The 22,983-nt window shown below is 70.1% G+C and carries 22 protein-coding genes; 20 read left to right on the top strand and 2 right to left on the bottom strand.

The window, feature by feature from the left end; all coding sequences use genetic code 11:
• Positions 1-12: 12 nt before the first annotated feature.
• The 19 genes from thrC to FSYMDG_RS18910 all read left to right on the top strand — a co-directional run bounded on the left by thrC (position 13) and on the right by FSYMDG_RS18910 (position 19,736).
• A complete protein-coding gene (thrC, locus tag FSYMDG_RS19000) occupies positions 13-1,200 on the top strand; it encodes a threonine synthase (protein ID WP_013875016.1) in 1,188 nt (395 codons plus the stop codon).
• The gene (locus FSYMDG_RS27610) at positions 1,197-2,372 is read left to right on the top strand and encodes a homoserine kinase (RefSeq protein WP_013875015.1); all 1,176 of its coding nucleotides are present in this window, start codon (positions 1,197-1,199) and stop codon (positions 2,370-2,372) included. The genes thrC and FSYMDG_RS27610 overlap by 4 nt, the downstream gene beginning before the upstream one ends.
• Before the next feature lie 585 nt (positions 2,373-2,957).
• The gene (gene rho, locus FSYMDG_RS18990) at positions 2,958-5,246 is read left to right on the top strand and encodes a transcription termination factor Rho (protein ID WP_043607090.1); all 2,289 of its coding nucleotides are present in this window, start codon (positions 2,958-2,960) and stop codon (positions 5,244-5,246) included.
• A gap of 177 nt (positions 5,247-5,423) precedes the next feature.
• Entirely contained in the window at positions 5,424-5,663 is a 240-nt protein-coding gene (gene rpmE, locus FSYMDG_RS18985; RefSeq protein ID WP_013875013.1) for a 50S ribosomal protein L31, read from the top strand.
• Between the two features lie 226 nt (positions 5,664-5,889).
• Positions 5,890-6,960 carry a peptide chain release factor 1 gene (gene prfA, locus FSYMDG_RS18980; RefSeq protein ID WP_013875012.1) on the top strand — a complete coding sequence of 357 codons (1,071 nt, stop codon included), beginning with the start codon at positions 5,890-5,892 and terminating at the stop codon, positions 6,958-6,960.
• The gene (gene prmC, locus FSYMDG_RS18975) at positions 6,957-8,084 is read left to right on the top strand and encodes a peptide chain release factor N(5)-glutamine methyltransferase (RefSeq protein ID WP_013875011.1); all 1,128 of its coding nucleotides are present in this window, start codon (positions 6,957-6,959) and stop codon (positions 8,082-8,084) included. Before prfA ends, prmC begins: the two co-directional genes overlap by 4 nt.
• Positions 8,081-8,737, top strand: a complete 657-nt coding sequence (locus FSYMDG_RS18970; RefSeq protein WP_013875010.1) for an L-threonylcarbamoyladenylate synthase — start codon at positions 8,081-8,083, stop codon at positions 8,735-8,737. Before prmC ends, FSYMDG_RS18970 begins: the two co-directional genes overlap by 4 nt.
• A gap of 38 nt (positions 8,738-8,775) precedes the next feature.
• A complete protein-coding gene (glyA, locus tag FSYMDG_RS18965) occupies positions 8,776-10,032 on the top strand; it encodes a serine hydroxymethyltransferase (protein WP_013875009.1) in 1,257 nt (418 codons plus the stop codon).
• A 108-nt stretch (positions 10,033-10,140) separates the two neighbouring features.
• Complete coding sequence (locus FSYMDG_RS18960; RefSeq protein WP_043603998.1) at positions 10,141-11,250, top strand: MraY family glycosyltransferase; 1,110 nt, start codon at positions 10,141-10,143, stop codon at positions 11,248-11,250.
• Positions 11,247-11,687, top strand: coding sequence for a hypothetical protein (locus FSYMDG_RS18955; protein WP_013875007.1), 441 nt, complete (start codon positions 11,247-11,249; stop codon positions 11,685-11,687). The genes FSYMDG_RS18960 and FSYMDG_RS18955 overlap by 4 nt, the downstream gene beginning before the upstream one ends.
• On the top strand, positions 11,684-11,953 hold the full coding sequence (locus FSYMDG_RS28820; RefSeq protein ID WP_013875006.1) for an AtpZ/AtpI family protein: 270 nt from the start codon (positions 11,684-11,686) through the stop codon (positions 11,951-11,953). Before FSYMDG_RS18955 ends, FSYMDG_RS28820 begins: the two co-directional genes overlap by 4 nt.
• Before the next feature lie 513 nt (positions 11,954-12,466).
• The gene (gene atpB, locus FSYMDG_RS18945) at positions 12,467-13,348 is read left to right on the top strand and encodes a F0F1 ATP synthase subunit A (protein WP_043603997.1); all 882 of its coding nucleotides are present in this window, start codon (positions 12,467-12,469) and stop codon (positions 13,346-13,348) included.
• A 64-nt stretch (positions 13,349-13,412) separates the two neighbouring features.
• On the top strand, positions 13,413-13,658 hold the full coding sequence (locus FSYMDG_RS18940) for an ATP synthase subunit C (RefSeq protein WP_013875004.1): 246 nt from the start codon (positions 13,413-13,415) through the stop codon (positions 13,656-13,658).
• Between the two features lie 15 nt (positions 13,659-13,673).
• The gene (locus FSYMDG_RS18935; RefSeq protein WP_013875003.1) at positions 13,674-14,264 is read left to right on the top strand and encodes a F0F1 ATP synthase subunit B; all 591 of its coding nucleotides are present in this window, start codon (positions 13,674-13,676) and stop codon (positions 14,262-14,264) included.
• A gap of 3 nt (positions 14,265-14,267) precedes the next feature.
• On the top strand, positions 14,268-15,110 hold the full coding sequence (locus tag FSYMDG_RS18930) for a F0F1 ATP synthase subunit delta (RefSeq protein ID WP_013875002.1): 843 nt from the start codon (positions 14,268-14,270) through the stop codon (positions 15,108-15,110).
• A 77-nt stretch (positions 15,111-15,187) separates the two neighbouring features.
• Entirely contained in the window at positions 15,188-16,840 is a 1,653-nt protein-coding gene (gene atpA, locus FSYMDG_RS18925; RefSeq protein WP_013875001.1) for a F0F1 ATP synthase subunit alpha, read from the top strand.
• Positions 16,841-16,843: 3 nt separating this feature from the next.
• Entirely contained in the window at positions 16,844-17,740 is an 897-nt protein-coding gene (locus tag FSYMDG_RS18920) for a F0F1 ATP synthase subunit gamma (protein WP_013875000.1), read from the top strand.
• Between the two features lie 242 nt (positions 17,741-17,982).
• Positions 17,983-19,425, top strand: coding sequence for a F0F1 ATP synthase subunit beta (gene atpD, locus FSYMDG_RS18915; protein WP_013874999.1), 1,443 nt, complete (start codon positions 17,983-17,985; stop codon positions 19,423-19,425).
• Positions 19,426-19,466: 41 nt separating this feature from the next.
• Positions 19,467-19,736 (top strand): F0F1 ATP synthase subunit epsilon, encoded by a 270-nt coding sequence (locus FSYMDG_RS18910; RefSeq protein WP_013874998.1) that lies wholly within the window; start codon positions 19,467-19,469, stop codon positions 19,734-19,736.
• A 93-nt stretch (positions 19,737-19,829) separates the two neighbouring features.
• Here FSYMDG_RS18910 and FSYMDG_RS18905 read toward each other — a convergent pair whose 3' ends face one another.
• Positions 19,830-20,402, bottom strand: coding sequence for a cob(I)yrinic acid a,c-diamide adenosyltransferase (locus tag FSYMDG_RS18905; RefSeq protein WP_013874997.1), 573 nt, complete (start codon positions 20,400-20,402; stop codon positions 19,830-19,832).
• Between the two features lie 354 nt (positions 20,403-20,756).
• Here FSYMDG_RS18905 and murA point away from each other — a divergent pair, with 354 nt between their 5' ends.
• On the top strand, positions 20,757-22,049 hold the full coding sequence (gene murA, locus FSYMDG_RS18900; RefSeq protein WP_013874996.1) for a UDP-N-acetylglucosamine 1-carboxyvinyltransferase: 1,293 nt from the start codon (positions 20,757-20,759) through the stop codon (positions 22,047-22,049).
• Between the two features lie 104 nt (positions 22,050-22,153).
• Here the strand turns inward: murA and FSYMDG_RS27605 are convergent, their stop codons facing one another.
• Complete coding sequence (locus FSYMDG_RS27605; protein ID WP_013874995.1) at positions 22,154-22,582, bottom strand: hypothetical protein; 429 nt, start codon at positions 22,580-22,582, stop codon at positions 22,154-22,156.
• Between the last annotated feature and the right edge of the window lie 401 nt (positions 22,583-22,983).

The raw sequence follows: 22,983 nt of genomic DNA, 5'->3' as shown, positions 1-22,983 counted from the left end.
CCAGAAGGGACGGTGCCGACCGAGTCGCGTGCCGCGACGGCGCCGACAACGGCACGAGCGACCGTGGCGGCACTCGCGGCCGGGGAGGCAGGGGCCGCCGGAGGAGCGCACGCCCCCGAGGCGCCCCCGGCCGCCAGGACGCGACGGGTGTGGCGGGGAGTGATCGAGGAGTACCGTGATCGGCTTCCGGTCTCCCCGGACACGCCGGTTGTCTCCCTCCGGGAGGGCGGGACCCCGCTGCTGCCCGCGGCTCACCTGTCCGACCTGACCGGCTGTGATGTTCATCTCAAGATCGAGGGTGCCAACCCGACCGGTTCGTTCAAGGACCGCGGGATGACGATGGCCATCAGCCGTGCGGTCGAGGCGGGTTCCCAGGCGGTGATCTGCGCGTCCACCGGCAACACCAGTGCCAGCGCCGCCGCGTACGCCGCTCGTGCCGGGCTGACCTGCGCCGTGCTGGTGCCGAACGGCAAGATCGCGCTGGGGAAGCTGGCGCAGGCCCTCGTCCACGGGGCTCGCCTGCTACAGCTCGACGGCTCCTTCGACGACTGCCTGCGGGTCGCCCGCGAACTCGCGGACACCTTCCCGGTCACCCTTGTCAACTCGGTGAACCCGTTCCGCCTGGAGGGGCAGAAGACCGCCTCCTTCGAGATCGTCGAAGATCTGGGCTCGGCTCCCGACGTCCACTGCCTGCCTGTCGGAAATGCGGGAAATATAACAGCTTACTGGCGCGGCTACGTCGAGGAGGACGCGCGCAGCGGCGCCGGCCGGCCTCGCATGCACGGTTTCCAGGCGGCCGGTGCCGCCCCCATCGTGCGCGGCAGCGTGGTGGACCGTCCGCAGACGATCGCCACCGCGATCCGGATCGGCAATCCCGCGTCGTGGGACCTTGCCGTGCGGGCCCGGGACGACTCCGGCGGCGGGATCGACGCGGTGACCGACCGGCAGATCCTCGCGGCCTACCGGCTGCTCGCGCACCGCGAGGGCGTCTTCGTCGAGCCCTCCAGCGCGGCGAGCGTCGCCGGGCTGTTGCAGGCCCGGGCAGCGGGCCGGGTCGAGGCCGGCGAGCGGGTGGTGTGCACCGTGACGGGCAACGGGCTGAAGGACCCCGAGTGGGCGATCAGCGGGGCGGCCAGGCCGGTGACCATACCGGCGACGGTGGCGGCCGCGGCCACGGCGCTCGACCTGCACGGGTCGTGAACCGCCCGGCGGCCGCGCCACTCCTGGCCGCGTCCCGGACGGCCCAGGCGGCCCGGGTGCGGGTACCGGCGACCAGCGCCAACCTCGGCCCGGGCTTCGACGCCTGCGGCCTCGCGCTCGGCCTGTACGACGAGCTCACCGTCACCGTCACCGGTGCCGGCCTGTCGATCGAGGTGACCGGTGAGGACGACGGCGTCCGTGACGAGACCCATCTGGTCGTCCGTGCCCTGCGGGCCGGTTTCGCCGCGGCCGGCATCACCCCGGCCGGGATCCGGCTGAACTGCGTCAACCGCATCCCGCACGGCCGTGGCCTGGGCTCGTCGGCCGCGGCGATCGTGGGCGGCCTGCTCGCGGCGAGCGCGCTGGGCGGCGGCCGCCCGGACATCCCGGAGGTCTTCACGCTCGCCTGCCGGCTCGAGGGGCACCCGGACAACGTCGCCGCCGCCCTCTACGGCGGTTTCACCATCGCCTGGCACGACAGCGACGGCCCGCCGCGGGTGGCCCGTACCGACCCTCCCGAGGATCTGCGACCGGTCGTGTTCGTGCCCACCCGCCGTCAGTCGACGGCACAGTCACGGGTGGCCCTGCCGGCGGGGGTGCCCCACGCGGACGCAGCGATGAGCGCCGGGCGGGCCGCGCTGCTGGCGATGGCGATGTCGGGAGGCCCGCGGCCCCGCTCCGGCGGAGCCGGTACCGCCGCGGTGGCCTCCCCGGGGACGCCCGGGCCGGAGAACAACGACCGCGCCGCTGCCGGCCCGGGGAACGGCCGTCGGCGTGGCGACGGACAGAACGGTTACGCCGGCCTCGCCGACGACCGGCTGGCCGGCTTCTCCGCGGGGAGGCCGGCCGGCAGCCAGACTGGGAAGCAGGTCGGGAATCAACACGTCCGGCCGGGCGCTGTGTCCTGGCGGGACGCGTTGCTGGCGGCCGTCGATGACCGGCTACACCAGCCCTATCGGCTGCCGTCCATGCCCGAGACCAGCGATCTGCTCGCCCGGCTGCGGGCGGCGGGGCTGGCGGCCGTCCTGTCGGGTTCCGGACCGACGGTGCTGGCACTGGCCGTCGACCAGGACCAGGCCGCCCTCGCGCGGACCTGCGCCGGCAGCGATTTCAGCGTGTTCGACCTGCCCGTCGACCGAGACGGGGCGCGGGTCGAGCTCGTCGTCGGCTGACAGCGCCGCCGCTGCCTCCACCGCCGCCGGTGCCTGGCCGGCGGGCGGCGTCACGACCGGTGACCGCCGCGGCGGGGGGAATCCTCCACAGCTCCCCGGGCGGTAGGCGCGGGCGTGTCCGTTCCGCGCCCGGTGCGCCTGTCCGGCATGTCCCGTAAGTCCGGTGGACGCTCCTCGCGAGTACGGCACGCTGGCTGAAATGGCCCCGGCCCGGGTGGGAAACGGATGACTCCGAAGCAATACGTCGGCAAGGATGTTGCCCAGGTGACTGCGTCTGGATAGTCTGATGACTGCACCCGCTGCCGCCGCGGCGCGTGCTCGCCCGCCGGTGCCACCGGCTCCTCGTAGCCGGAACCTGGTACCGGACTTGGTGCCTCAGCCTCGTCATCGAAGCCTCGGCCAGCACCGGTCAAGTCCTCAGCGGGACAGACGAGTTCGCACGCGGTACTCAGCCGTTGGCGCCGTTATGGGCGCTCTGCCTGCCCACCGGCGCTGAACATCGTTTCCATGTGGGATGCCCAGGCGAAGAAGGTCAACAAGTATCACCCGGCTCCCGTAAGCCGGTCCCTTCAGGGAAGGAACATCTTGAGCGACACCACCGACGTGCTGCCTGACAGCGCACGTGAGTCTGCGGGGTCACAGACACCGACGTCGTCCGTGGACACCGGCTCCACACGACGCCGGCGCTCCGGCACCGGCCTTTCGGCCATGCTGCTACCGGAGTTGCAGGCCATGGCGGCTTCGTTGGGTATCCAGGGCGTGGGACGTCTGCGAAAGGGGCAGCTCATCGCGGCGATCCAGAACGTGCAGGCTCCCAACAGCGCGGCCGGCGGCGAGGCCTCGGCCGTGACGTCGTCCGCCGCGGCTGTTCCCGCCGCGCAGCCGGAGCCGGCCGCGTCGGCACTCGACACCGCGCCGGTCACCGGCGCGCCAGCAGCGGCCGCGCCGACCGAGGCACCCACGCGTGGCCGCAGCCGCCGGGCCGCCTCCCGCGGGTCGGGCAGCCCGTCCGTCGCCCCGGCCGAGCAGGCGACCCTGACCGACGCCCTGGCCGGCCCCGGACAGGGCCAGCCCGCTGCCGTGGCCGCCTCCGATGCGACGAGCAGCGCCGACAGCCCGCGAGCCGCCGGCACGCTGGAAGCCGTCGTGGCACCGGCTGTGGCACCGGCTACGGCCGAGCCCGCCGCCGTGACGGACAACGTGCCCACCAAATCACTACCCAGCGTGAAGGATGCGCCGGTGACCGCCGTGCCGGCGGAGACGGTGGTGGCTGAACCGGCCAGCCTTCCCCGCCCGTCGGAGAACGGTAACGGCCGGGCCCGCGAGGACAGGCGTGACCGTCAGCAGCCCGATAGCGACCGTTCGTCAGCCGAACGTCCCGCGTCCAGTGAACGTCAGGGGCGCCAGCAGGGCGACCGCCCGGCGAACGACCGCCAGGGGCGTGGTTCTTCCGATCGCGGCCAGTCCGATCGCGGCCAGTCTGATCGTGGGCAGTCCGATCGTGGTTCTTCCGATCGTGGTTCTTCCGATCGCGGCCAGTCCGATCGTGGGCAGTCCGATCGTGGTTCTTCCGACCGTGGCCAGACCGAGCGGGCTCAGCCCGACCGGGGTGAGGCAGGCCGCGACGACGACTTCAGTGGGGGGAACCGGCGTAACCGGGGCCGCTTCCGGGAGCGTGGCCGTAACCGTGGACGCCAGGGCGGCGGCTTCACCGAGTCGGAGCCGGTGGTCCGCGAGGACGACGTGCTCGTGCCGGTCGCCGGCATCCTCGACGTCCTCGACAACTACGCGTTCGTGCGTACCAGCGGTTACCTGACCGGCCCGACCGACGTCTACGTGAGCCTGGCCCAGGTCCGCCGGCACGGTCTGCGCCGCGGTGACGCGATCACCGGGGTGGTCCGGGCACCGCAGGAGGGCGAGCAGCGGCGGGACAAGTACAACGCGCTGGTCCGGCTGGACACGGTCAACGGCCTGGAGCCGGAGGAGGCGCGCAGCCGCCCCGAGTTCACCAAGCTCACCCCGCTCTACCCGCAGGAGCGGCTGCGCCTGGAGACCGAGCCGCAGCTGCTGACGACCCGGGTCATCGACCTGGTGATGCCGCTCGGCAAGGGCCAGCGCGCGTTGATCGTCAGCCCGCCCAAGGCAGGCAAGACGATGGTGCTCCAGGCCATCGCGAACGCGATCACCACGAACAATCCGGAATGCCACCTGATGGTCGTTCTCGTCGACGAACGTCCCGAAGAGGTGACCGACATGCAGCGGTCGGTCAAGGGCGAGGTGATCGCCTCGACGTTCGACCGGCCGCCGTCCGACCACACCAGCGTCGCCGAACTGTCCATCGAGCGGGCCAAGAGGCTGGTGGAGCTGGGCGAGGACGTCGTCGTCCTGCTCGACTCGATCACCCGTCTCGGTCGGGCGTACAACCTGGCCGCGCCGGCGTCCGGCCGGATCCTGTCCGGTGGTGTGGACTCCACCGCGCTCTACCCGCCGAAGCGGTTCCTCGGCGCCGCCAGGAACATCGAGAACGGCGGCTCGTTGACCATTATCGCCACGGCGCTGGTGGAGACGGGCTCGACGATGGACACAGTGATCTTCGAGGAGTTCAAGGGCACCGGCAACGCCGAGCTCAAGCTCGACCGTAAGATCGCTGACAAGCGGGTCTTCCCCGCGATCGACGTCAACCCCTCCGGAACCCGTCGGGAGGAGATCCTCCTCGCACCCGACGAGCTGGTGATCATGCACAAGCTGCGTCGAGTCCTGCACACCCTGGAGTCCCAGCAGGCGTTGGATCTTCTGTTGGACAGGTTGAAGCAGACGCGGACGAACTACGAGTTCCTGATGCAGATCGCGAAGACCACCCCGGGCCAGGACTGAACCAGGACGGGGGCCGAGCCGGGACCGATCGTCCAGGGTTCCCGCGACACCCCCCGCGGGATGCCCGCCCCGAGGGCGCGCCCGGCTCTGGCAGACTGGAGCGTCGACACCCGGCACCGGTTCACGCCCTCGTTCAGGGGACAGGGCGACCCGGCGGCCATTTCGGGAAGAAGGATCATGAGGGCTGACATTCACCCGACGTACCACGAGACCACGGTCGTCTGTACCTGTGGCTCCACGTTCACTACCCGTAGCACCAAGTCGGACGCTGTGATCCACGCAGAGGTGTGCTCGCAGTGCCACCCGTTCTACACCGGCAAGCAGAAGATTCTTGACGTTGGTGGTCGGGTCGAGAAGTTCGAACGGCGTTTCGGTCGCCGCCGTCCCGGTGACAAGCCGGGCACGACGGCCAAATAGCACGCCGCGGCCAGACAACACGCCGCGGCCGGCCAGACAGCACGCGCCCGTGCCGTAGCGGTGACGGCACGGGCGCACTCGTCCCGGCTGCGGCTCGTCCCGGCTGCGGCTTGGCCCGGCCGGGCCTACAGTTCGACGTTGGGAGCACCCGGGAACAGCGCCGTCCGGCTCGTGACGCCCGGCGCCGCCCGCTGATCGAACGTCCCAGGACCAGGAGACGCCCGAAATGACCACTCCGCTCGACGCTCTGCTCACCGAGCACGCCGAGTTGGAGAGCCGGCTCGCCGACCCGTCGGTGCACGCCGACCCGGCGCTGGCCCGCAGCCTCGGCCGCCGGTACGCGGAGCTGACCCCGGCCGTGGAGACCGCCCGCGAGCTGGACCGGGTGGCCGCGGATCTGGCGACGGCCCGCGAGTTCGCCGCCGAGGACACCTCGTTCCGCGCGGAGGTCGCGGAACTGGAGGCCGAGCAGGAGACACTGCGTAACAGACTGCGCGCCCATCTGGTACCCACCGACCCGGACGACGCCCGGGACGCGATCCTGGAGATCAAGGCGGGCGCCGGCGGTGAGGAGTCGGCCCTGTTCGCGGGCGACCTGCTGCGGATGTACCTGCGCTACGCCGAACGCCGCGGCTGGCGAACCGAGATCCTCGACGCGAACCCCAGCGACCTCGGCGGCTACCGGGACGTGAGCGTGGCGGTGAAGGCCGGCCGAGGCGCCTCCGAGGGGGTCTTCGGGCGGCTGCGCTTCGAGGGCGGGGTCCACCGGGTGCAGCGGGTGCCGGTCACCGAGTCGGCTGGCCGCATCCACACCTCGGCGGCCGGCGTCTTGGTGCTGCCCGAGGCGGCGGATGTCGAGGTCGACATCGACCCCAACGACCTGCGGATAGACGTGTACCGCTCCTCCGGCCCCGGTGGGCAGAGCGTGAACACGACGGACTCGGCGGTGCGGATCACCCACCTGCCCAGCGGGCTGGTGGTGTCCTGCCAGAACGAGAAGAGCCAGCTGCAGAACAAGGAGTCGGCCCTGCGCATCCTGCGGGCCCGGCTGCTGTCGGTGGCCCGCGAGCGGGCGCAGGCCGAGGCGTCGGCGGCGCGGGCGAGCCAGGTCCGCACGGTGGACCGCTCCGAACGCGTCCGTACCTACAACTTCGCCGAGAACCGGATCAGTGACCATCGGGTCGGTTACAAGGCGTACAACCTCGACCAGGTGCTCGACGGTGAGCTCGACGACGTCCTCAACGCGCTGATTGCGGCGGACCTCCAGACCAGGCTGTCGGTCGAGGTGGCGACGTGACCTCCGCCGCGGCCGGGCCGGACCGGGCCGGCGCACGGGTACGGACACCCTCGGCGCACTCTCAGCACGCTCCGCACTCTCAGCACTCTCAGCACGCTCCGCGCACTCCGCACGCTCCGGGTTGGCGCCCGGGCGCTGAGCCGGGCCCGGACCTGCGGGCCGAGATCGACGCGGCGGCCGCCGTGCTGTCCGCGGCCGGGGTGGCCAGCCCCCGGGCGGACGCGGAGCAGCTTGCCGCCCACGCCACCGGCGAGCCCCGCTGGCGGCTGGCGCTGGCGGGCGCGATGACTCCGGCCGAGCGGGAACTCCTCCACGGCCTGGTGGCCCGCCGGGCCGCCAGGGTGCCGCTGCAGCACCTGGTGGGCACGGTCGGGTTCCGCTATCTCACCCTGACCGTCGGCCCCGGTGTGTTCGTGCCCCGGCCGGAGACCGAGACGGTGGTCGGCTGGGCCATCGACACCGTCCGCGCGGCCGGGTGGGACAGGCCGGTCTGCGTGGACCTGTGCACTGGCTCCGGGGCGATCGCCCTCGCGCTCGCCGACGAGCTGCCGGGGGCCCGGGTGTACGCCGTCGACAGCGATCCGGACGCGCTGCTGTGGGCGAAGCGTAATGTCGTACTCACCGGAAGAGCGATAACCGTGCACCACGCCGACGTGGGGATCGACCTGTCCGGCGGCGCCGCGTCCCGGCATGGCGGCACGCCGGGCGCCGCGGGCGTGATGGCCGCCACCGAGGTGCTGGCTGACCTGCTCGGCCGGGTCGACCTGGTGGTGAGCAACCCTCCGTACCTGTGCGACGACGAACGGGGCACGCTCGAGCCGGAGGTCGGCGATCACGACCCGCCGGCCGCCCTGTGGGGCGGGCCGGACGGCCTGGCCGGCGTGCGCGCCGTCGCGGCGGTGGCGGCCGACCTGCTCCGTGACGGTGGCCGGCTGGTGATCGAACATGCCGACCGGCACGGCTCGGCGGCCCCTGCCCTGCTGCGGACGCACGGTCGCTGGGATGATGTCCACGACCACCAGGACCTGACCGGACGGGACCGGTTCGTCACGGCAACCTGCCGGCCCCGTGGTGGGCCGGGCCCGGCCCGGGGGGCAGCGGGGACAGCAGGGGAGGAGCGGTGAGCAGACGCTACGACTGCACGGACTCCGAGGTACGGGTGGCCGGGCTCGAGGCGGCCACCCGCGCGGTCCGTCACGGTGGCCTGGTGGTGTTACCCACCGACACGCTGTACGGCATCGGGGCCGACGCCTTCGACCAGGTCGCGGTCCGGGCCCTGCTGACGGCCAAGGGCCGTGGGCCGGAGATGCCCGTGCCCGTGCTGATCGGTTCGTGGCGCACCCTTGACGGCCTGGTGGAGCGGGTGACCGAGCAGGTCCGTGACCTGGTACGGGCGTTCTGGCCGGGCGGGCTCACCCTGATCGTGCGGCACGCGCCGTCGCTGAGCTGGGATCTCGGCGACGCCCGGGGCACGGTCGCGGTACGGATGCCGCTGCACCCGGTGGCGATCGAACTGCTCGGCCGGACCGGCCCGATGGCGGTGTCCAGCGCCAACATCAGCGGCCGGCCGCCGGCGACCACGGCCGACGACGCGTTCGCCCAGCTCGGCGACTCCGTCGAGGTGTACCTGGACGGCGGGCCCTGCGCGCTCGGCGTCGCCTCGACGATCGTCGACTGCACCGATGACGTCCCGCGGGTTCTGCGGGTCGGCGCCGTCGACCTGGCGGCGCTGCGCGCGGTCGTCCCATCACTTCGGGTACCCGCCGCGGTGAACTGACGCAGCACAGTGAACTGACGCAGCAGGAGAGGCAGCTTATGAGCACCCCGTTCTGGGGCCCGGACTTCGACCAGCTCCACGCCGAGGATCCCGAGATCGCTGGTGTCCTCCTGGACGAACTGGACCGGCTGCGAGGCGGGCTCCAGCTCATCGCCAGCGAGAACTTCACCTCACCGGCGGTGCTGGCGGCCCTCGGGTCGACGTTGTCGAACAAGTACGCCGAGGGATATCCCGGCCGCCGGTACTACGGCGGATGCCAGGTCGTGGACCGTGCGGAGGAGATCGGCATCGCCCGGGCGAAGGAGCTCTTCGGCGCCGAGCACGCCAACCTGCAGCCGCATTCGGGGGCGCAGGCCAATTTCGCGGTGTACGCGGCGCTGCTGGTGCCCGGTGACACCGTGTTGGCGATGTCCCTCCCACACGGCGGCCACCTCACCCACGGTAGCCGGGTCAACTTCAGTGGCAAGTGGTTCAACGTCGCCGCGTACGGGGTGCGCGAGGACAACGAGCTGATTGACTACGACGAGGTGCGCGACCTCGCCCGTCAGCACCAGCCCAAAATGATTATCTGTGGCGCCACCGCCTACCCGCGGCTGATCGACTTCGCCGCCTTCCGGTCGATCGCGGACGAGGTCGGGGCCTGGCTGATGGTGGACGCCGCCCACTTCATCGGCCTGGTCGCGGGCGGGGCCATCCCGAGCCCGGTGCCCTACGCCGACGTCGTCAGCTTCACCACCCACAAGGTGCTGCGCGGCCCGCGGGGCGGGATGATCCTCTGCCGGGAGGAGCTCGCCCAGCGCATCGACAAGGCGGTCTTCCCCTTCAGTCAGGGCGGCCCGCTCATGCACGCGGTCGCGGCCAAGGCGGTCGCCCTGCGGGAGGCCGCCACCCCCGCCTACCAGGACTACGCCCAGCAGGTGATCCGCAACGCCCAGGCGCTCGCGGACGCGCTCGCCGCCGAAGGGGTGCGCCCGGTCGCCGGCGGAACCGACACCCACCTCGCCCTGCTCGACCTGCGCGCGCTCGGGGTCACCGGCAAGGAGGCGGAGGCCCGCTGCGACGCCGCCCGCATCACCCTGAACAAGAACGCAATCCCGTACGACCCGCAGCCACCCGCGGTCTCCTCCGGGATCCGGGTGGGTACGCCGGCGGTGACCACCCAGGGTATGAAGGAGGGCGAGATGAAGGACATCGCCGCGCTCATCGCCCGCGTCGTCAGTGACCCCGACGCGGCCGCCGACGTGGCCGCCAGCGTCGCCGCCCTGACAGCCCGACACCCCGCCTACCCCCGGTGACCGTACTCGCGATGGCCGCACCCACGGTGACACGACGGACGCGCCCGGAGGCGGGCGCGTCGGCGTCGGCAAGCGGTGGACGCCCCAAGAAGCGGGTGCGTTAGAAGATTGCGGGAGTATCTGCTCGTCTTCGCGGTGTCGGCGGCGATCACGTTCCTGTGCACGCCGGTCGCACGGTGTTTCGCGGTCCGGGTCGGAGCGGTCGCCGGTGTCCGGGACCGTGACGTCCATGCGGTCCCGACGCCACGGCTGGGCGGTCTGGCCATGCTCGCCGGGCTGGCAGCCGGGCTGCTCGTCGCCGACCAGCTCCCGTTCCTCTCCGCGGTCTCCGAGGACTGGGCCGAGCCGCACGCGGTGCTGATCGCCGGCGCGCTGATCTGCCTGCTCGGCGTCGTGGACGACCGGTGGCCGCTGGACGCGGTGACAAAGCTCGCGGGCCAGGTCGTGGCCGCCGGGGTGATGGTGCTGCTGGGCATCCAGTGGTCCTTCGCGGTGAACCCGGACAGCGACACGACCTTCAGCCTCGGGCCGGAGACGGCCGTGCCACTGTCGATCCTCGCCACGGTGATCCTGGTCAACGCCATGAACTTCATCGACGGGCTGGACGGTCTGGCCGCCGGGGTCGCGGCCATCGCGGCGGGCTCCACGTTCTACTTCGCCTACGAGGTCGCTGTTATCAACCACTTCTCCCGGGCCGCGCCGGCCGCGCTGCTGGCCGCGGTCACCGCCGGTGTGTGCGTCGGCTTCCTGCCGCACAACTTCAACCCGGCGAGGCTGTTCATGGGGGACTCCGGCTCGATGCTGGTCGGCCTGCTCTCCGCCGCATCCATGATCTCGGTGACGGGCCAGGTGGCCTATGGCGGATATGCTGGGCCGTCCCGGTCCCTGCCGTCCCTGATCCCGTTGGCCATCCCGTTGGCGGTGCTCGCCGTGCCCTTCATCGACCTGGGGCTGGCGGTGGTCCGCCGGACCAGAGCCGGCCGGTCCCCGTTCGCCCCGGACAAGATGCACCTGCACCACCGGATGCTGGAAATCGGGAAATCCCACGTCCGGGCCGTGCTCATCATGTACTTCTGGGCGGCGCTGCTTGGTTTCGGCGGGGTCGCCGCGTCCTTTTCCCGGCAGCCGCTGCCGATCCTCGCCGGTGTTGTGGGCCTTGGTCTCGCGGGGCTGCTGGTGCTGTTGCTGGCCGGTCAACGATCCGTGCGGCGCGCATGATCACCGCTGCTGGGCGGACGGTCAGAACCGGTCTGCTGGTGCTCGCCGCCGTCGCGGTCCCGGCACTGCCGATCGCCGGCTTCGCCCGTGGCGCGGATGGGCTCGCCGCCGTTGCCGCCGGTCTCGTTCTCGTCGCGTTGTTCTTTACGGCGAGCAAGGTCGCGGTGAGCGTGGTCGCCCGCCGGATGCGGGCGATGGTGCTGCCCGCGGCGCTGGGCACCTATCTGATGAAGACCATCATTCTGGGTGTTCTGCTGGTGACCCTGGAGGGCTCCGACAGCGTCGACCTGATCGCCTTCTCCTGGGCCGTCCTGGTGGGTGTTCTCGGCTGGGTCGGTGCCGAGCTGTGGGTGGCCACCCACACCCGGGTCCCGTTCTACGACCCGGACGCCTTCCGCGCGCGGGGCGACTCCCCACATGACACCCTGAACACGTGAGCGACGCCGAACACACCCCCGGGGACGCTGGAAACAGCTCCGGTACGGGTGGTGGGCCGCGTCGCCCGTACCGGCCCGGCCTGATCTCCGGCGAGATGTGGAGCGCGTTCGGCACGCTGCTCGCCGGTACCGGCTTCTGGGGGCTGGTCGGCTACGGGATCGACCGTGTCACCGGGATCGGCACGGTCTTCCTGCCGGTGGGCGTTGTCGTCGGGATGGGGGCCGCGCTCTATCTTGTGATCTACCGGGCGATGCGGCGCCAGTGACCCGGGCCGGTGGCCCGCGGCCCGGCGGTGCCGTGCGGATGGTTCCCGGGTGTACACCGATCATGATCGATAGTCTTTTGGCCCGTTGGGCAGGCGCGGACTGTTGCGCTGTGTGATCGCATGGTCTCGAAGCGTCTATCCTGGGGCAACGGCAGGAAACTTTTGGGTGCCGTTTGTGTGAACGGGCGAGTGAGCAACCTCTGCTCGGCCCGGACTTGATGCCGATGGCGTCGGGGTGTGGATAGTATCGCCAGTACCGAGTGTCGGCTCGCTGACATCCGGTGTGAGTCGTATCTCTTGGTGGTCTTGTCAGTTCATGATCATAGGGTATCGATAGATGGTCATGCCTGGCGGCCGGCTGTGTCCGGTGATCGTCATGTCTGGTATGCCAGGTGCGCGAGTGGGATGCGGCCTGCGCCGGGCATGGCTGTTCGCTTGGACCAGATAGGGTGAGTCCACGCCGCCGCTGGTACGGCTGCGTCTCTTTTCCGCTGGTGAGAGTATATTTTGATCATGGAGGTGTACGTCGTGCCGGTCCCCCCGGTCCTCGCGGACGAGGGCTTCCACGGCCCGACCAAGGAGGTGTTCCAGACACCCCACTGGTTCGACGTCGAGCTCGGATCGGTCGACTTCTACCTGAACAAGGCGACCGCTCTGGGGATCTTCGCCGCGCTCGTCGTCGGCGTGGTCTTCTGGCTGGGTTTCCGGCGCGCGACGGTTGTGCCACGCGGGGTGCAGAACGTCTGTGAGTCCATCTACGACTTCATCGACACCTCGATCGCCCGGGACGTCATCGGAGAGCAGGGCCGGAAGTACACGCCCTACCTGGTGGTGCTGTTCACCTTCGTACTGGTCTCCAACGTGCTTGCGATCATCCCCGGCGCACAGTTCCCGCCGACCTCGCGGATAGCGATTCCGATCGTTCTCTCCGCCATCACCTACGTGCTGTTCAACCGCGCCGGGATCAGGGCTGTCGGCGCCCGCGCGTATTTCGGCCACATGGTCAATCCGGCGCCGACGGCGCCCTTCCCCGTCAAGCTGCTGCTCGGGCCGATCGAGCTTCTGTCGACTCTGATCGTGCGCCCGTTCACGCTGGCGGTTCGGTTGTTCGCGAACATGTTCGCCGGCCATATCCTGTTGCTGGTGTTCTCGCTCGGTGCGGACTACCTGCTGCCGAAGCCGCCCTTCGTCTTCGGTGTCGCCTCGTTGCTCATGACGATCGTGCTGACCGGTTTCGAGCTCGTCATCGACTTCTTGCAGGCGTACATCATCACTATTCTCACGGCCGCCTTCATCGGCGGCGCGCTTGAGGAGCATGGGGACGAGCACGACAGCTCGCACTCGGTCGACCAGGTGCCCGCCGTCAGCGGCGCATCCGCCGCGGCACACGCATAAGGTTCGGACACCCCGATCAGCACCGCGGCAGGTCGCGGTGCCCGACTGGAAAAGGAATAATGACATGGCAGACACCTCTTTGGTGCTTGCTGCTGCCGACCAGGTGAGCGGCTCTCTCGGCGCGGTGGCCTACGGCCTCGCGGCCATCGGGCCCGGCATCGGTATCGGCCTTATCTTCGGGCTCGGTGTGCAGGCCATCGCCCGGCAGCCAGAAGCGGAGCAGGTCGCTTTCCGATACATGATCATCGGCTTCGCGCTCGCGGAAGCACTGGCCCTGATCGGTTTCGTCGTCCCGTTCGTCTTCCCCTAGGCCGGGGGAGACACCGTGGCTATCTCGACACTGCTGCTCGCGGCCGAGGAGGGTGGTGGGCACTCGGACGAAAACGTCCTTGTCCCGCCGGTGAGCGAGCTGCTCATCGGTATCCTGGCCTTCGGTCTGCTGGTGGCCTTCTTCTTCTGGAAGGTCTACCCGCAGATCAGACGGACGTACGCCGAGCGCAGCGACCGTATCGAGGGCAACCTGGCACGCGCCGAGCGCACCCAGCGAGAGGCCGAGGACCTGCTCGTCTCCTACCGCCGGCAGCTCGCCGAGGCCCAGGACGAGGCGGGGCGCATCCGTCAGGACGCCCGTGAGCAGGGGCAACAGATTCTCGACTCGCTACGCGCGCAGGCCGGCGAAGAGGTTGCCGAGATCAAGGCCCGTGGCGAGGCTCAGCTCGCCGCCGAGCGGGCCCAGGTCGTCGCCCAGATCCGACGTGAGATCGGCGAGATCGCGCTCGAACTCGCCACCAAGATCGTCGGTCATGAGCTGCAGCGGGACGACCGCCAGCGGCAGCTCATCGACGACTTCATCGCCGGGCTGGACCGTCCGGCGGACGGCACGACGGTCCCGGCACCGGCCGGCCCGGGGGGCTGAGGCGTGGACGGATCCAGCCGTCGTTCACTGGCGGTGGCGCGGGCTCGGCTCGACGAGCTGACCGCGCTCCCGCCGCCGGGTACCACGACCCCGCGGCCCGCCGCCAACCTCGCCCGGCTCGCGGACGACCTCGACGGGGTGGTGGACCTGCTCGACCGCGAGCTGGTCGTCCGCCGCGCGCTGACTGATCCGGGTGTGCCCGGATCGGCCCGTTCCGAGCTCGCTGCCAGGCTGTTCGGCTCGAAGATCTCGCCAACGGCACTGGAGATCGTGCAGGTCGCGGTCACCGGGCGCTGGGCTCGGCCGCTGGACCTCCAGCAGGCGTTGGCCGAGCTCGCCGTCGAGGTCCTGCTCGCGCAGGCGCAGCGCAACAACGTCCTCGACGACGTCGAGGACGAGCTGTTCAGGTTCGGCCGGCTGCTCAACCGGACGCCGGAGCTGTCGCTGGCCCTGAGCGCCCCGGCCGCCCCGGTGTCGGCCAAGCAGGCGCTGGTAGCCAGGTTGCTGGACGGCAAGGCCCACCCCGTAACCGTCCGGCTCGTCCAGCGTGCGGTTACCGAACGTTACCACGGTGACCTCGAGCGCCGGCTCGAACAGCTCACCACGATCGCCGCGGCCCGGCGCAACCGTCTGGTCGCGGTGGTGCTGAGCGCCGTCCCACTCGCGGGCGACCAGATCTACCGGCTGCGGACGGCGATCAGCCGTTATTTTGGCCGTGATGTGCAGCTCCAGGTGGACGTCGACCCCGCTGTTCTCGGGGGCGTCGTCGTGCGGGTCGGTGACGAGGTGGTCGATGGCAGTGTCCTGCGCCGCCTCACCGACGCACGTCGGCGACTGCTGCGGTAGGGCGCTCCCGTGGACATCCAGATCTCGCCGCCCGATCTGCGGGACGTGCCCGCACCATCTGCTGAAGGACCAAAGCGATGACTGAGCTCTCCATCCGACCGGAGGAAATCCGCGCCGCCCTCCGGGACTACGTCGACTCCTACCAGGCATCCGCCGGAGAGCGCGAGGAGGTCGGCCGGGTCGTCGTCGCGGGCGACGGCATCGCGCGGGTCGAGGGTCTGCCGCACGCCATGACCAACGAGCTGCTGGAGTTCCACGGCGGGGTGCTCGGCCTCGCGCTCAACCTGGACGTGGGCGAGATCGGCTGCGTTCTGCTGGGTGAGTCCGAGCACATCGAGGAGGGGCAGGAGGTCCGCCGCACCGGCGAGATCCTCTCCGTCCCGGTCGGGGACGGCTTCCTCGGCCGGGTCGTCGACCCTCTCGGCCGCCCGATCGACGGCCTCGGGGAGATCGTCTCGACCGAGAGCCGGGCCCTTGAGCTGCAGGCGCCCACGGTCGTGCAGCGCCAGCCGGTCAAGGAGCCGTTGCAGACCGGCATCAAGGCCATCGACGCGATGACCGCCATCGGGCGTGGCCAGCGCCAGCTCATCATCGGCGACCGGCAGACCGGCAAGAGCTCGGTCGCCCTCGACACGATCATCAACCAGCGCGAGAACTGGGCGACCGGGGACCCGAAGCTCCAGGTCAAGTGCGTCTATGTGGCGATCGGCCAGAAGAAGTCGACGATCCGGGACGTTCTGAACACCCTGGAGGAGACCGGCGCGCTGGCCTACACGACCATTGTCGCCGCTCCCGCCGACCAGCCGGCCGGTTTCAAGTACCTTGCGCCCTACACCGGTTCCGCGATCGGCCAGCACTGGATGTACAACGGCCAGCACGGCCTGATCGTCTTCGACGACCTGTCCAAGCAGGCCGAGGCATACCGGGCCATCTCGCTGCTGCTGCGTCGCCCGCCGGGCCGTGAGGCCTACCCCGGCGACGTCTTCTACCTGCACTCCCGGCTGCTCGAGCGTTGCGCGAAGCTCTCGGACGAGCTCGGTGGCGGGTCGCTGACCGGTCTGCCGATCATCGAGACCAAGGGCAACGACATCTCCGCCTACATCCCGACGAACGTCATCTCCATCACCGACGGGCAGATCTTCCTCGAGACCGACCTGTTCAACCAGGGTGTCCGGCCGGCCATCAACGTCGGTACCTCGGTTTCCCGGGTCGGTGGCAGCGCCCAGGTCAAGGCGATGAAGTCCGTCGCCGGCCGACTGCGTCTCGACCTTGCCCAGTACCGCGAGCTGGAGGCGTTCTCGGCGTTCGGCTCCGACCTGGACAAGGCGTCGCGCGCCCAGCTCGACCGGGGCGCGCGCCTGGTCGAGCTGCTCAAGCAGCCGCAGTTCCAGCCGTTCTCGGTCGAGCGCGAGGTCGTCTCGATCTGGGCGGGGACGACCGGCCACCTCGACGAGGTGCCGATCGGCGACATCCGCCGGTTCGAAAGCGAGTTCCTCGAGTTCGTCGAGCGGACCCAGCCAGGGCTGTTCAAGACGATCCGCGAGACCGGCAAGCTCGACGACGACACCCTTGCCGCGCTCGAGCATCTGATCGCGAAGTTCAAGACCGAGTTCGCGCTCTCCGGCGGTCAGCCCCTGATCAACGAGCCGGTGCCCGACACCCTGGACCCCGCCGAGGTGGAGCAGGAGTCGATCAAGGTGCACCAGCCGAAGCCGCGGGACGAGGACTAAGCCATGGCCGGTCAGCTCCGCGAATACCGGCGCCGCATCCGGTCGGTACAGTCGACCAAGAAGATCACTCGGGCGATGGAGCTCATCGCGGCGTCCCGGATCGTCAAGGCCAAGGCAAGGGTGGCCGCGTCCCGGCCGTACGCCGACGAGATCACCCGGGTGATCTCCGCGGTCGCGTCGCAGACCACGGTCCGCCACCCCCTGACGACCGAGCACCCCGAGGCTCGCCGCGCGGCGGTTCTCGTGATCACCAGCGATCGTGGTCTTGCTGGCGGCTACAACGCCAACGTGCTGCGTCGCACCGGTGAGCTGCTGGAACTGCTGCGCGCCGAGGGCAAGGAACCGGTCCTGTACGCGGTCGGCCGCAAGGCCGTCACCTACTACCGGTTCCGTGGCAGGGAACTGGCCGGGGAGTTCACCGGCTTCTCCGAGCAGCCCGGTTACGACAACGCCAAGGAAGTCGCCGACGCGCTCATCGCGCGGTTCGTCGAGTCGAGTGAGGCCGCTGGCGTGGACGAGATCCACCTGGTTTTCACCGAGTACGTGAACACGCTGACGCAACGGCCGGTTGCCCACCGCATCCTTCCACTGGTGCTGGAGAAGACCACCGAGCCCCCGCCCGGTGGCCCGCTCCCGCAGTACGAGTTCGAGCCGTCCGCCGAAGGTGTCCTGGACGCCCTGCTGCCGCGGTACGTCGAAAGCCGGCTGTACGCGTCCCTGCTGGAGTCTGCGGCATCCGAGTCGGCGGCGCGGCAGCGGGCGATGAAGTCCGCGACCGACAACGCGGGTGAGCTGATCAAGACCTACACCCGGCGGGCCAACGCGGCCCGTCAGGACGCGATCACGCAGGAGATATCGGAAATTGTCGGAGGCGCCAACGCACTCGCTCAGGCCTCCTAAGCTGGCTCAGGCAGGGCAGCGGAGCTGAAGGCGGCGCGGCCATGCCTCTGGCGTGGGCGGGTCCCGAGGGAAGCACCGGCATCGACGACCATCATAGCCAAGAAGATCAACCAGACCTGATGTTGCGGGCATCCACACGGAGTGGCCGGTGGCTTCAGGGCACAAGTGAAACTGCCCGAAGCCACCGGCATCCTTCAGGTAGCGGCCGGTGACTTCAGGGCACAAGTGAAACTGAGGACGCCATGACCGTCACCACCACCTCGCCCGCCGCGGCGGAGGGCAAGGCCCCTGGGATCGGCCGGGTCGCCCGTGTAATCGGCCCGGTCGTCGATGTGGAGTTCGCGCCCGAGGAGATCCCCGAGATCTACCGCGCGCTGCGCGTCGACCGCACCATCAACGGACAGACCGCGACTCTCACCCTCGAGGTCGCGCAGCACATCGGTGAGAACACCGTACGGACGATCTCCATGCAGCAGACCGACGGTCTGGTCCGTGGGGCGCCCGTCCAGGACACCGGTTCGCCGATCACCGTCCCCGTCGGCAACGCCACCCGAGGGCACGTGTTCAACGTGCTCGGCGAGCCGCTGGACGTCCCCAGTGTCGACACCGACGTGCGCCGGTCGATCCACGCCACGGCGCCCGCCTTCGACCAGCTCGAGTCGAAGACGGAGATGTTCCCGACCGGGATCAAGGTCATCGACCTGCTGGCGCCCTACGTCCGCGGTGGGAAGATCGGCCTGTTCGGCGGCGCGGGCGTGGGCAAGACGGTCGTCATCCAGGAGATGATCAACCGTGTTGCCAAGCAGTTCAGCGGTGTCTCGGTGTTCGCCGGGGTCGGGGAGCGTACCCGTGAGGGCAACGACCTGTTCCTGGAGATGACCGAGGCCGGCGTCATCAACGACACCGCGCTGGTCTTCGGCCAGATGGACGAGCCGCCCGGCACCCGGCTGCGGATCGCGCTCGCGGCGCTGACCATGGCGGAGTACTTCCGCGACGTCCAGAAGCAGGACGTGCTGCTGTTCATCGACAACATCTTCCGGTTCACCCAGGCCGGCTCGGAGGTCTCCACCCTGCTCGGACGGATGCCGAGCGCGGTGGGCTACCAGCCGACGCTGGCTGACGAGATGGGCGTCCTGCAGGAGCGGATCACCTCGACGCGCGGCCACTCGATCACCTCGCTCCAGGCGATCTACGTCCCCGCGGACGACATCACCGACCCGGCGCCGCACACCACCTTCACCCACCTCGACGCCACCACGGTGCTCTCACGGGCCATCTCCGACCTGGGGATCTACCCCGCCGTCGACCCGCTGGACTCCAGCTCCCGCATCCTCGACGCCCGCTACCTCGGGCAGGAGCACTACGACGTCGCCCGCGAGGTGCAGCGCATCCTGCAGCGCTACAAGGACCTGCAGGACATCATCGCCATTCTCGGTATCGACGAGCTGTCCGAGGAGGACAAGATTCTCGTCAACCGGGCGCGGCGCATCCAGCGCTTCCTGTCGCAGCCGTTCTTCGTCGCCGAGCAGTTCACCGGTATCCCGGGCACCTTCGTCCCGCTCGAAGAGACGATCAAGTCCTTCAAGAAACTGACCGAAGGCGACTACGACCACCTCCCCGAGCAGGCGTTCTTCATGTGCGGCGGTATCGAGGACGCCGAGAAGAAGGCCAAGGAACTCCTCTAACGCGAACGTTGTGATGTGACGGCAGGAAGGACGGCAACGCGATGCCGATACGGGTGGCGATCGTCTCGCCGGAGCGGGAGGTGTGGTCAGGGGATGCCGACATGGTCATCGCTCGGACCACGGAGGGTGAGATCGGGGTGCTGCCCAGGCACGTCCCGTTGCTCGGGGTTCTCGTCCAGGGCGGTGAGGTGCGGATCAAGATCGGTAGCGAGACCCTGACCGTCGCGGTGGACGGCGGTTTTCTGTCCGTGACCGACCAGGGCGTGAGCATCCTCGCCGAGCACGCGACCCTGTCGACCCCCACCACCTGACCCGGACCAGCGGCACCGAGAAGGCCGGTGGCGACGCGGAGAACCACAACCGCGTCGCCACCGGCCTTTGTTGCGTTGTCAGCTGCTGGGTTGTCAGCGGCCCGCGCCGGGCTGCCAGAGGACGTCGCCGCCGGGGTTGGCGACACGGGAGAGGATGAACAGCAGGTCCGAAAGCCGGTTGAGATAGCGGACGGGCAGGGGGCTGGTGCGGTCCGGATCGTCTTCCAGCAGCGCCCAGGCCGAGCGTTCCGCGCGGCGGGCCACCGTCCGCGAGACATGCAGCAGGGCGGCGCCGGGTGAACCGCCCGGCAGGATGAACGAGTTCAGCTTGGGCAGACGCTCGTTGTACCGGTCGCAGGCTTCCTCAAGGCGGTCGATGTAGGCCTGGCTCACCCGCAGCGGAGGGAACGACGGGCTGTCCACGATCGGTGTGCACAGGTCGGCGCCGAGGTCGAAGAGGTCGTTCTGCACCTGGGCAAGTAACGCCCGAACGTCCTCGCTGAGGGCGCCGAGGGCCAGCGCCACACCGATGGTGGCGTTCGTCTCGTCCACGTCCGCGTACGCGGCCAGCCGCGGGTCGGTCTTGCGGACTCGGGAGGTGTCGCCGAGCGCGGTCGTACCGTCGTCCCCGGTCCGCGTATAGATCCGGGTCAGGTGGATGGCCATGTCGCCACACTGTAGGCGCTCCGCCGGTTCTCACGCGCGCGAGTTCCTGTGATCGCGGCTTGCCGGCCGGCCCGCGTTTCGGTGCTGGTGCCGCCAGGTGGGGTGGCCCCGGCGGCCACCCGGGTCCCGTATCAGTACTTGAGCGGATTTTTCTCGGTGGCAAAAACTTCCCGCACGGGAATGGCGGTCACGGGATTTTCGCGGTGGGCCGAGACAGACGGGGCTTTTCTCGCGAGTCGGCCGGTTGGCCCTGCTGGGGACGGGCGGGGCGGGCCGGCCGGGTGCCGATCCGGCCTTGCCGTGCCGGTGGGCCGACCCCGGACAGCGGCCGACAAGGCCCTACCATCGACTTCCGTGGAACGGTTCGTCGCCACGGGCGGCTGTCAGCTGGTCGGCGGGGTGGATGTCCCGGGAGCGAAGAACTCCGTGCTCAAGCTGATGGCCGCGAGCCTGCTGGCGTGCGGCCGCACGACTCTTCGCTCGGTACCCGACATTCTTGACGTGAACGTCATGGCCGACGTCCTGCGCGCGCTCGGGGCGAGCGTCGAGCGGGACGTTGCCGAGGGCTCACTGTCGATCGACGTGCCGGAGCGGCCCACCGCCGCGGCCGACAGCGATCTCGTCCGGCGGATCCGGGCGTCGGTGGTGGTGCTCGGGCCGCTGGTCGCCCGGTGCGGCGAGGCACGGGTGGCGCTTCCCGGTGGGGACGCCATCGGCGCGCGCGCGCTCGACATGCACGTCAGCGGGCTGGCCAAGCTCGGCGCCGTGGTGGACGTCGAGTCCGGGATCCTGGTGGCCCGTTCGTCCGGCCGTCTGCAGGGGGCGTCGATCTGGCTGGACTTCCCCAGCGTCGGCGCCACCGAGAACCTGCTGATGGCCGGGGTGCTCGCCAAGGGCACCACGGTGATCGACAATGCCGCCCGGGAGCCCGAGATCGCCGATCTGTGCGCGATGCTGGTCTCCATGGGCGCGCGTCTCGACGGCGCGGGCACGTCCACGCTGGTCATCGAGGGGGTCGACGAGCTGCGGCCGACCACGCACGACACCGTCGCGGACCGGATCGTCGCCGGCACGTTCGCCATCGGCGCGCTCATGACCGGCGGCGACGTGCTGGTCCGGGGCGGCCGCGCCGACCATCTGGAGATCGTGCTCGACAAGCTGACGACGGCCGGCGCCACCGTGGACACCCGGCCGGACGGCTTCCGGGTCCGCGCGGAGCGCCCGCCGCGTTCGATCGACGTGGTGACCCTGCCCTACCCGGGCTTCCCGACGGATCTCCTGCCGCAGACCATTGCCCTGGAGGCGGTCAGCGAGGGCGTCTCCCTGATCACCGAGAACGTCTTCGACAGCCGCTTCGTGTTCTGCCGTGAGCTGAGCAAGCTCGGCGCGGACCTGCGCACCGACGGCCACCATGTCGTGGTGCGCCGCAGCGACCGCCTGGTCGGTACGCACGTGGCGGCCTCGGACGTGCGGGCGGGGGCCGGGCTCGTGCTGGCCGGCCTGGTGGCCGAGGGGATCACCAGCGTCAGCGAGGTCCATCACATCGACCGTGGCTACGCCGCCTTTGCCGAGCAGCTGCGCCTGCTCGGCGCGGACATCCGGCGGGAGCCACGCGGTGGGCCGGACGCACGGCGGGACGATCGCTGAGCGGGCCGGCCGTCGAGCAGGCTGGCCCGGGCCCAGCGGGCACGGGCGTGGACCGGGCACGGGGCGGACGCGGGCCCGGCTGTTGTCAGGCCCGGTCCTGTCCGTCAGGCCCAGTCCCGTTCCGTGCCAGCCACCACCGCGCGGGCTCGCATGGAGTCCTCGGGAAACACCATGACGTGCCAGGCGGCGGTGTGGTGGCGCCGTAGCTTCCCGTCGGCGTTCACCTGGATCGGGCCGAGTGCGGCCGTGCCCGAGGTCGACCGGATCCCGTGCTGGCGCAGGAGCTGGCGCAGCCGGTCCGCGTCCGATGATGTGCGCAGCGTGGCCACAGGTACCAGCATGCCGAAGTCGGCATGCTGGAAGGGGACGTCCGGGTTGCCGCGCGTCCGGGTCGGTGTGAAGACCCATCTGCACACCGCCACGAGTACGGCGGTGGCGGCGACGGCGATGGCCGGACCGATCGTGTAGTGCAGGCTGTTCAGTGGCACCGTCACCTCCCGGCTGTCCGGGCCGGCGGGCCGGACGGTCTTCATCGTCTCAGCGCCGCCGGCCGCGCGCAGGCGTTCGCGCGTGGGTCGCGTCGCAGTCGTAAGCGTAATCTTGGGTAAACATAGCGTTATAGTTGTTCGTGTTGCGTGTTTATATTCCTGTCAAGTTGCGGTACTTCCGTGCGTGACAATCCTGCCGTTGTACACATCAGCCCATCTGAACGGCCACTCTGCGACCATGGATACTGGCATTACAGATGAGGCGTCACACGCTTCGCCGCTGACGTGACACGGATCGAAACGGAGGGTATGGAAACCGTCGGCCGAGATACACGGCCGGCCACGTCCGACAACCTCTGATCGCCGGGCATGCCCTGGCCGGCCTTCAGGTGACACGAACGCAGCTTCGCCCGTGTCGCCGGAAGGAAGGCCCCGGGTGCTTGCGG

Source organism: Candidatus Protofrankia datiscae (genome assembly GCF_000177615.2).
Classification (GTDB): Bacteria; Actinomycetota; Actinomycetes; order Frankiales; family Frankiaceae; genus Protofrankia; species Protofrankia coriariae.
Note: the sequence above shows the minus strand (reverse complement) of the source record. Positions and strands in the feature narration are given on the sequence as shown.

What these genes read in the sequence shown, in the direction of transcription:
- rpmE (WP_013875013.1), top strand. Translation starts at nt 5,424, where the DNA reads ATGAGGGCTGACATTCACCCGACGTACCACGAGACCACGGTCGTCTGT.
- prfA (WP_013875012.1), top strand. Translation starts at nt 5,890, where the DNA reads ATGACCACTCCGCTCGACGCTCTGCTCACCGAGCACGCCGAGTTGGAG.
- glyA (WP_013875009.1), top strand. Translation starts at nt 8,776, where the DNA reads ATGAGCACCCCGTTCTGGGGCCCGGACTTCGACCAGCTCCACGCCGAG.
- FSYMDG_RS18955 (WP_013875007.1), top strand. Translation starts at nt 11,247, where the DNA reads ATGATCACCGCTGCTGGGCGGACGGTCAGAACCGGTCTGCTGGTGCTC.
- atpB (WP_043603997.1), top strand. Translation starts at nt 12,467, where the DNA reads ATGGAGGTGTACGTCGTGCCGGTCCCCCCGGTCCTCGCGGACGAGGGC.
- FSYMDG_RS18940 (WP_013875004.1), top strand. Translation starts at nt 13,413, where the DNA reads ATGGCAGACACCTCTTTGGTGCTTGCTGCTGCCGACCAGGTGAGCGGC.
- atpA (WP_013875001.1), top strand. Translation starts at nt 15,188, where the DNA reads ATGACTGAGCTCTCCATCCGACCGGAGGAAATCCGCGCCGCCCTCCGG.
- FSYMDG_RS18920 (WP_013875000.1), top strand. Translation starts at nt 16,844, where the DNA reads ATGGCCGGTCAGCTCCGCGAATACCGGCGCCGCATCCGGTCGGTACAG.
- atpD (WP_013874999.1), top strand. Translation starts at nt 17,983, where the DNA reads ATGACCGTCACCACCACCTCGCCCGCCGCGGCGGAGGGCAAGGCCCCT.
- FSYMDG_RS18910 (WP_013874998.1), top strand. Translation starts at nt 19,467, where the DNA reads ATGCCGATACGGGTGGCGATCGTCTCGCCGGAGCGGGAGGTGTGGTCA.
- FSYMDG_RS18905 (WP_013874997.1), bottom strand. Translation starts at nt 20,402, where the DNA reads ATGGCCATCCACCTGACCCGGATCTATACGCGGACCGGGGACGACGGT.
- FSYMDG_RS27605 (WP_013874995.1), bottom strand. Translation starts at nt 22,582, where the DNA reads ATGAAGACCGTCCGGCCCGCCGGCCCGGACAGCCGGGAGGTGACGGTG.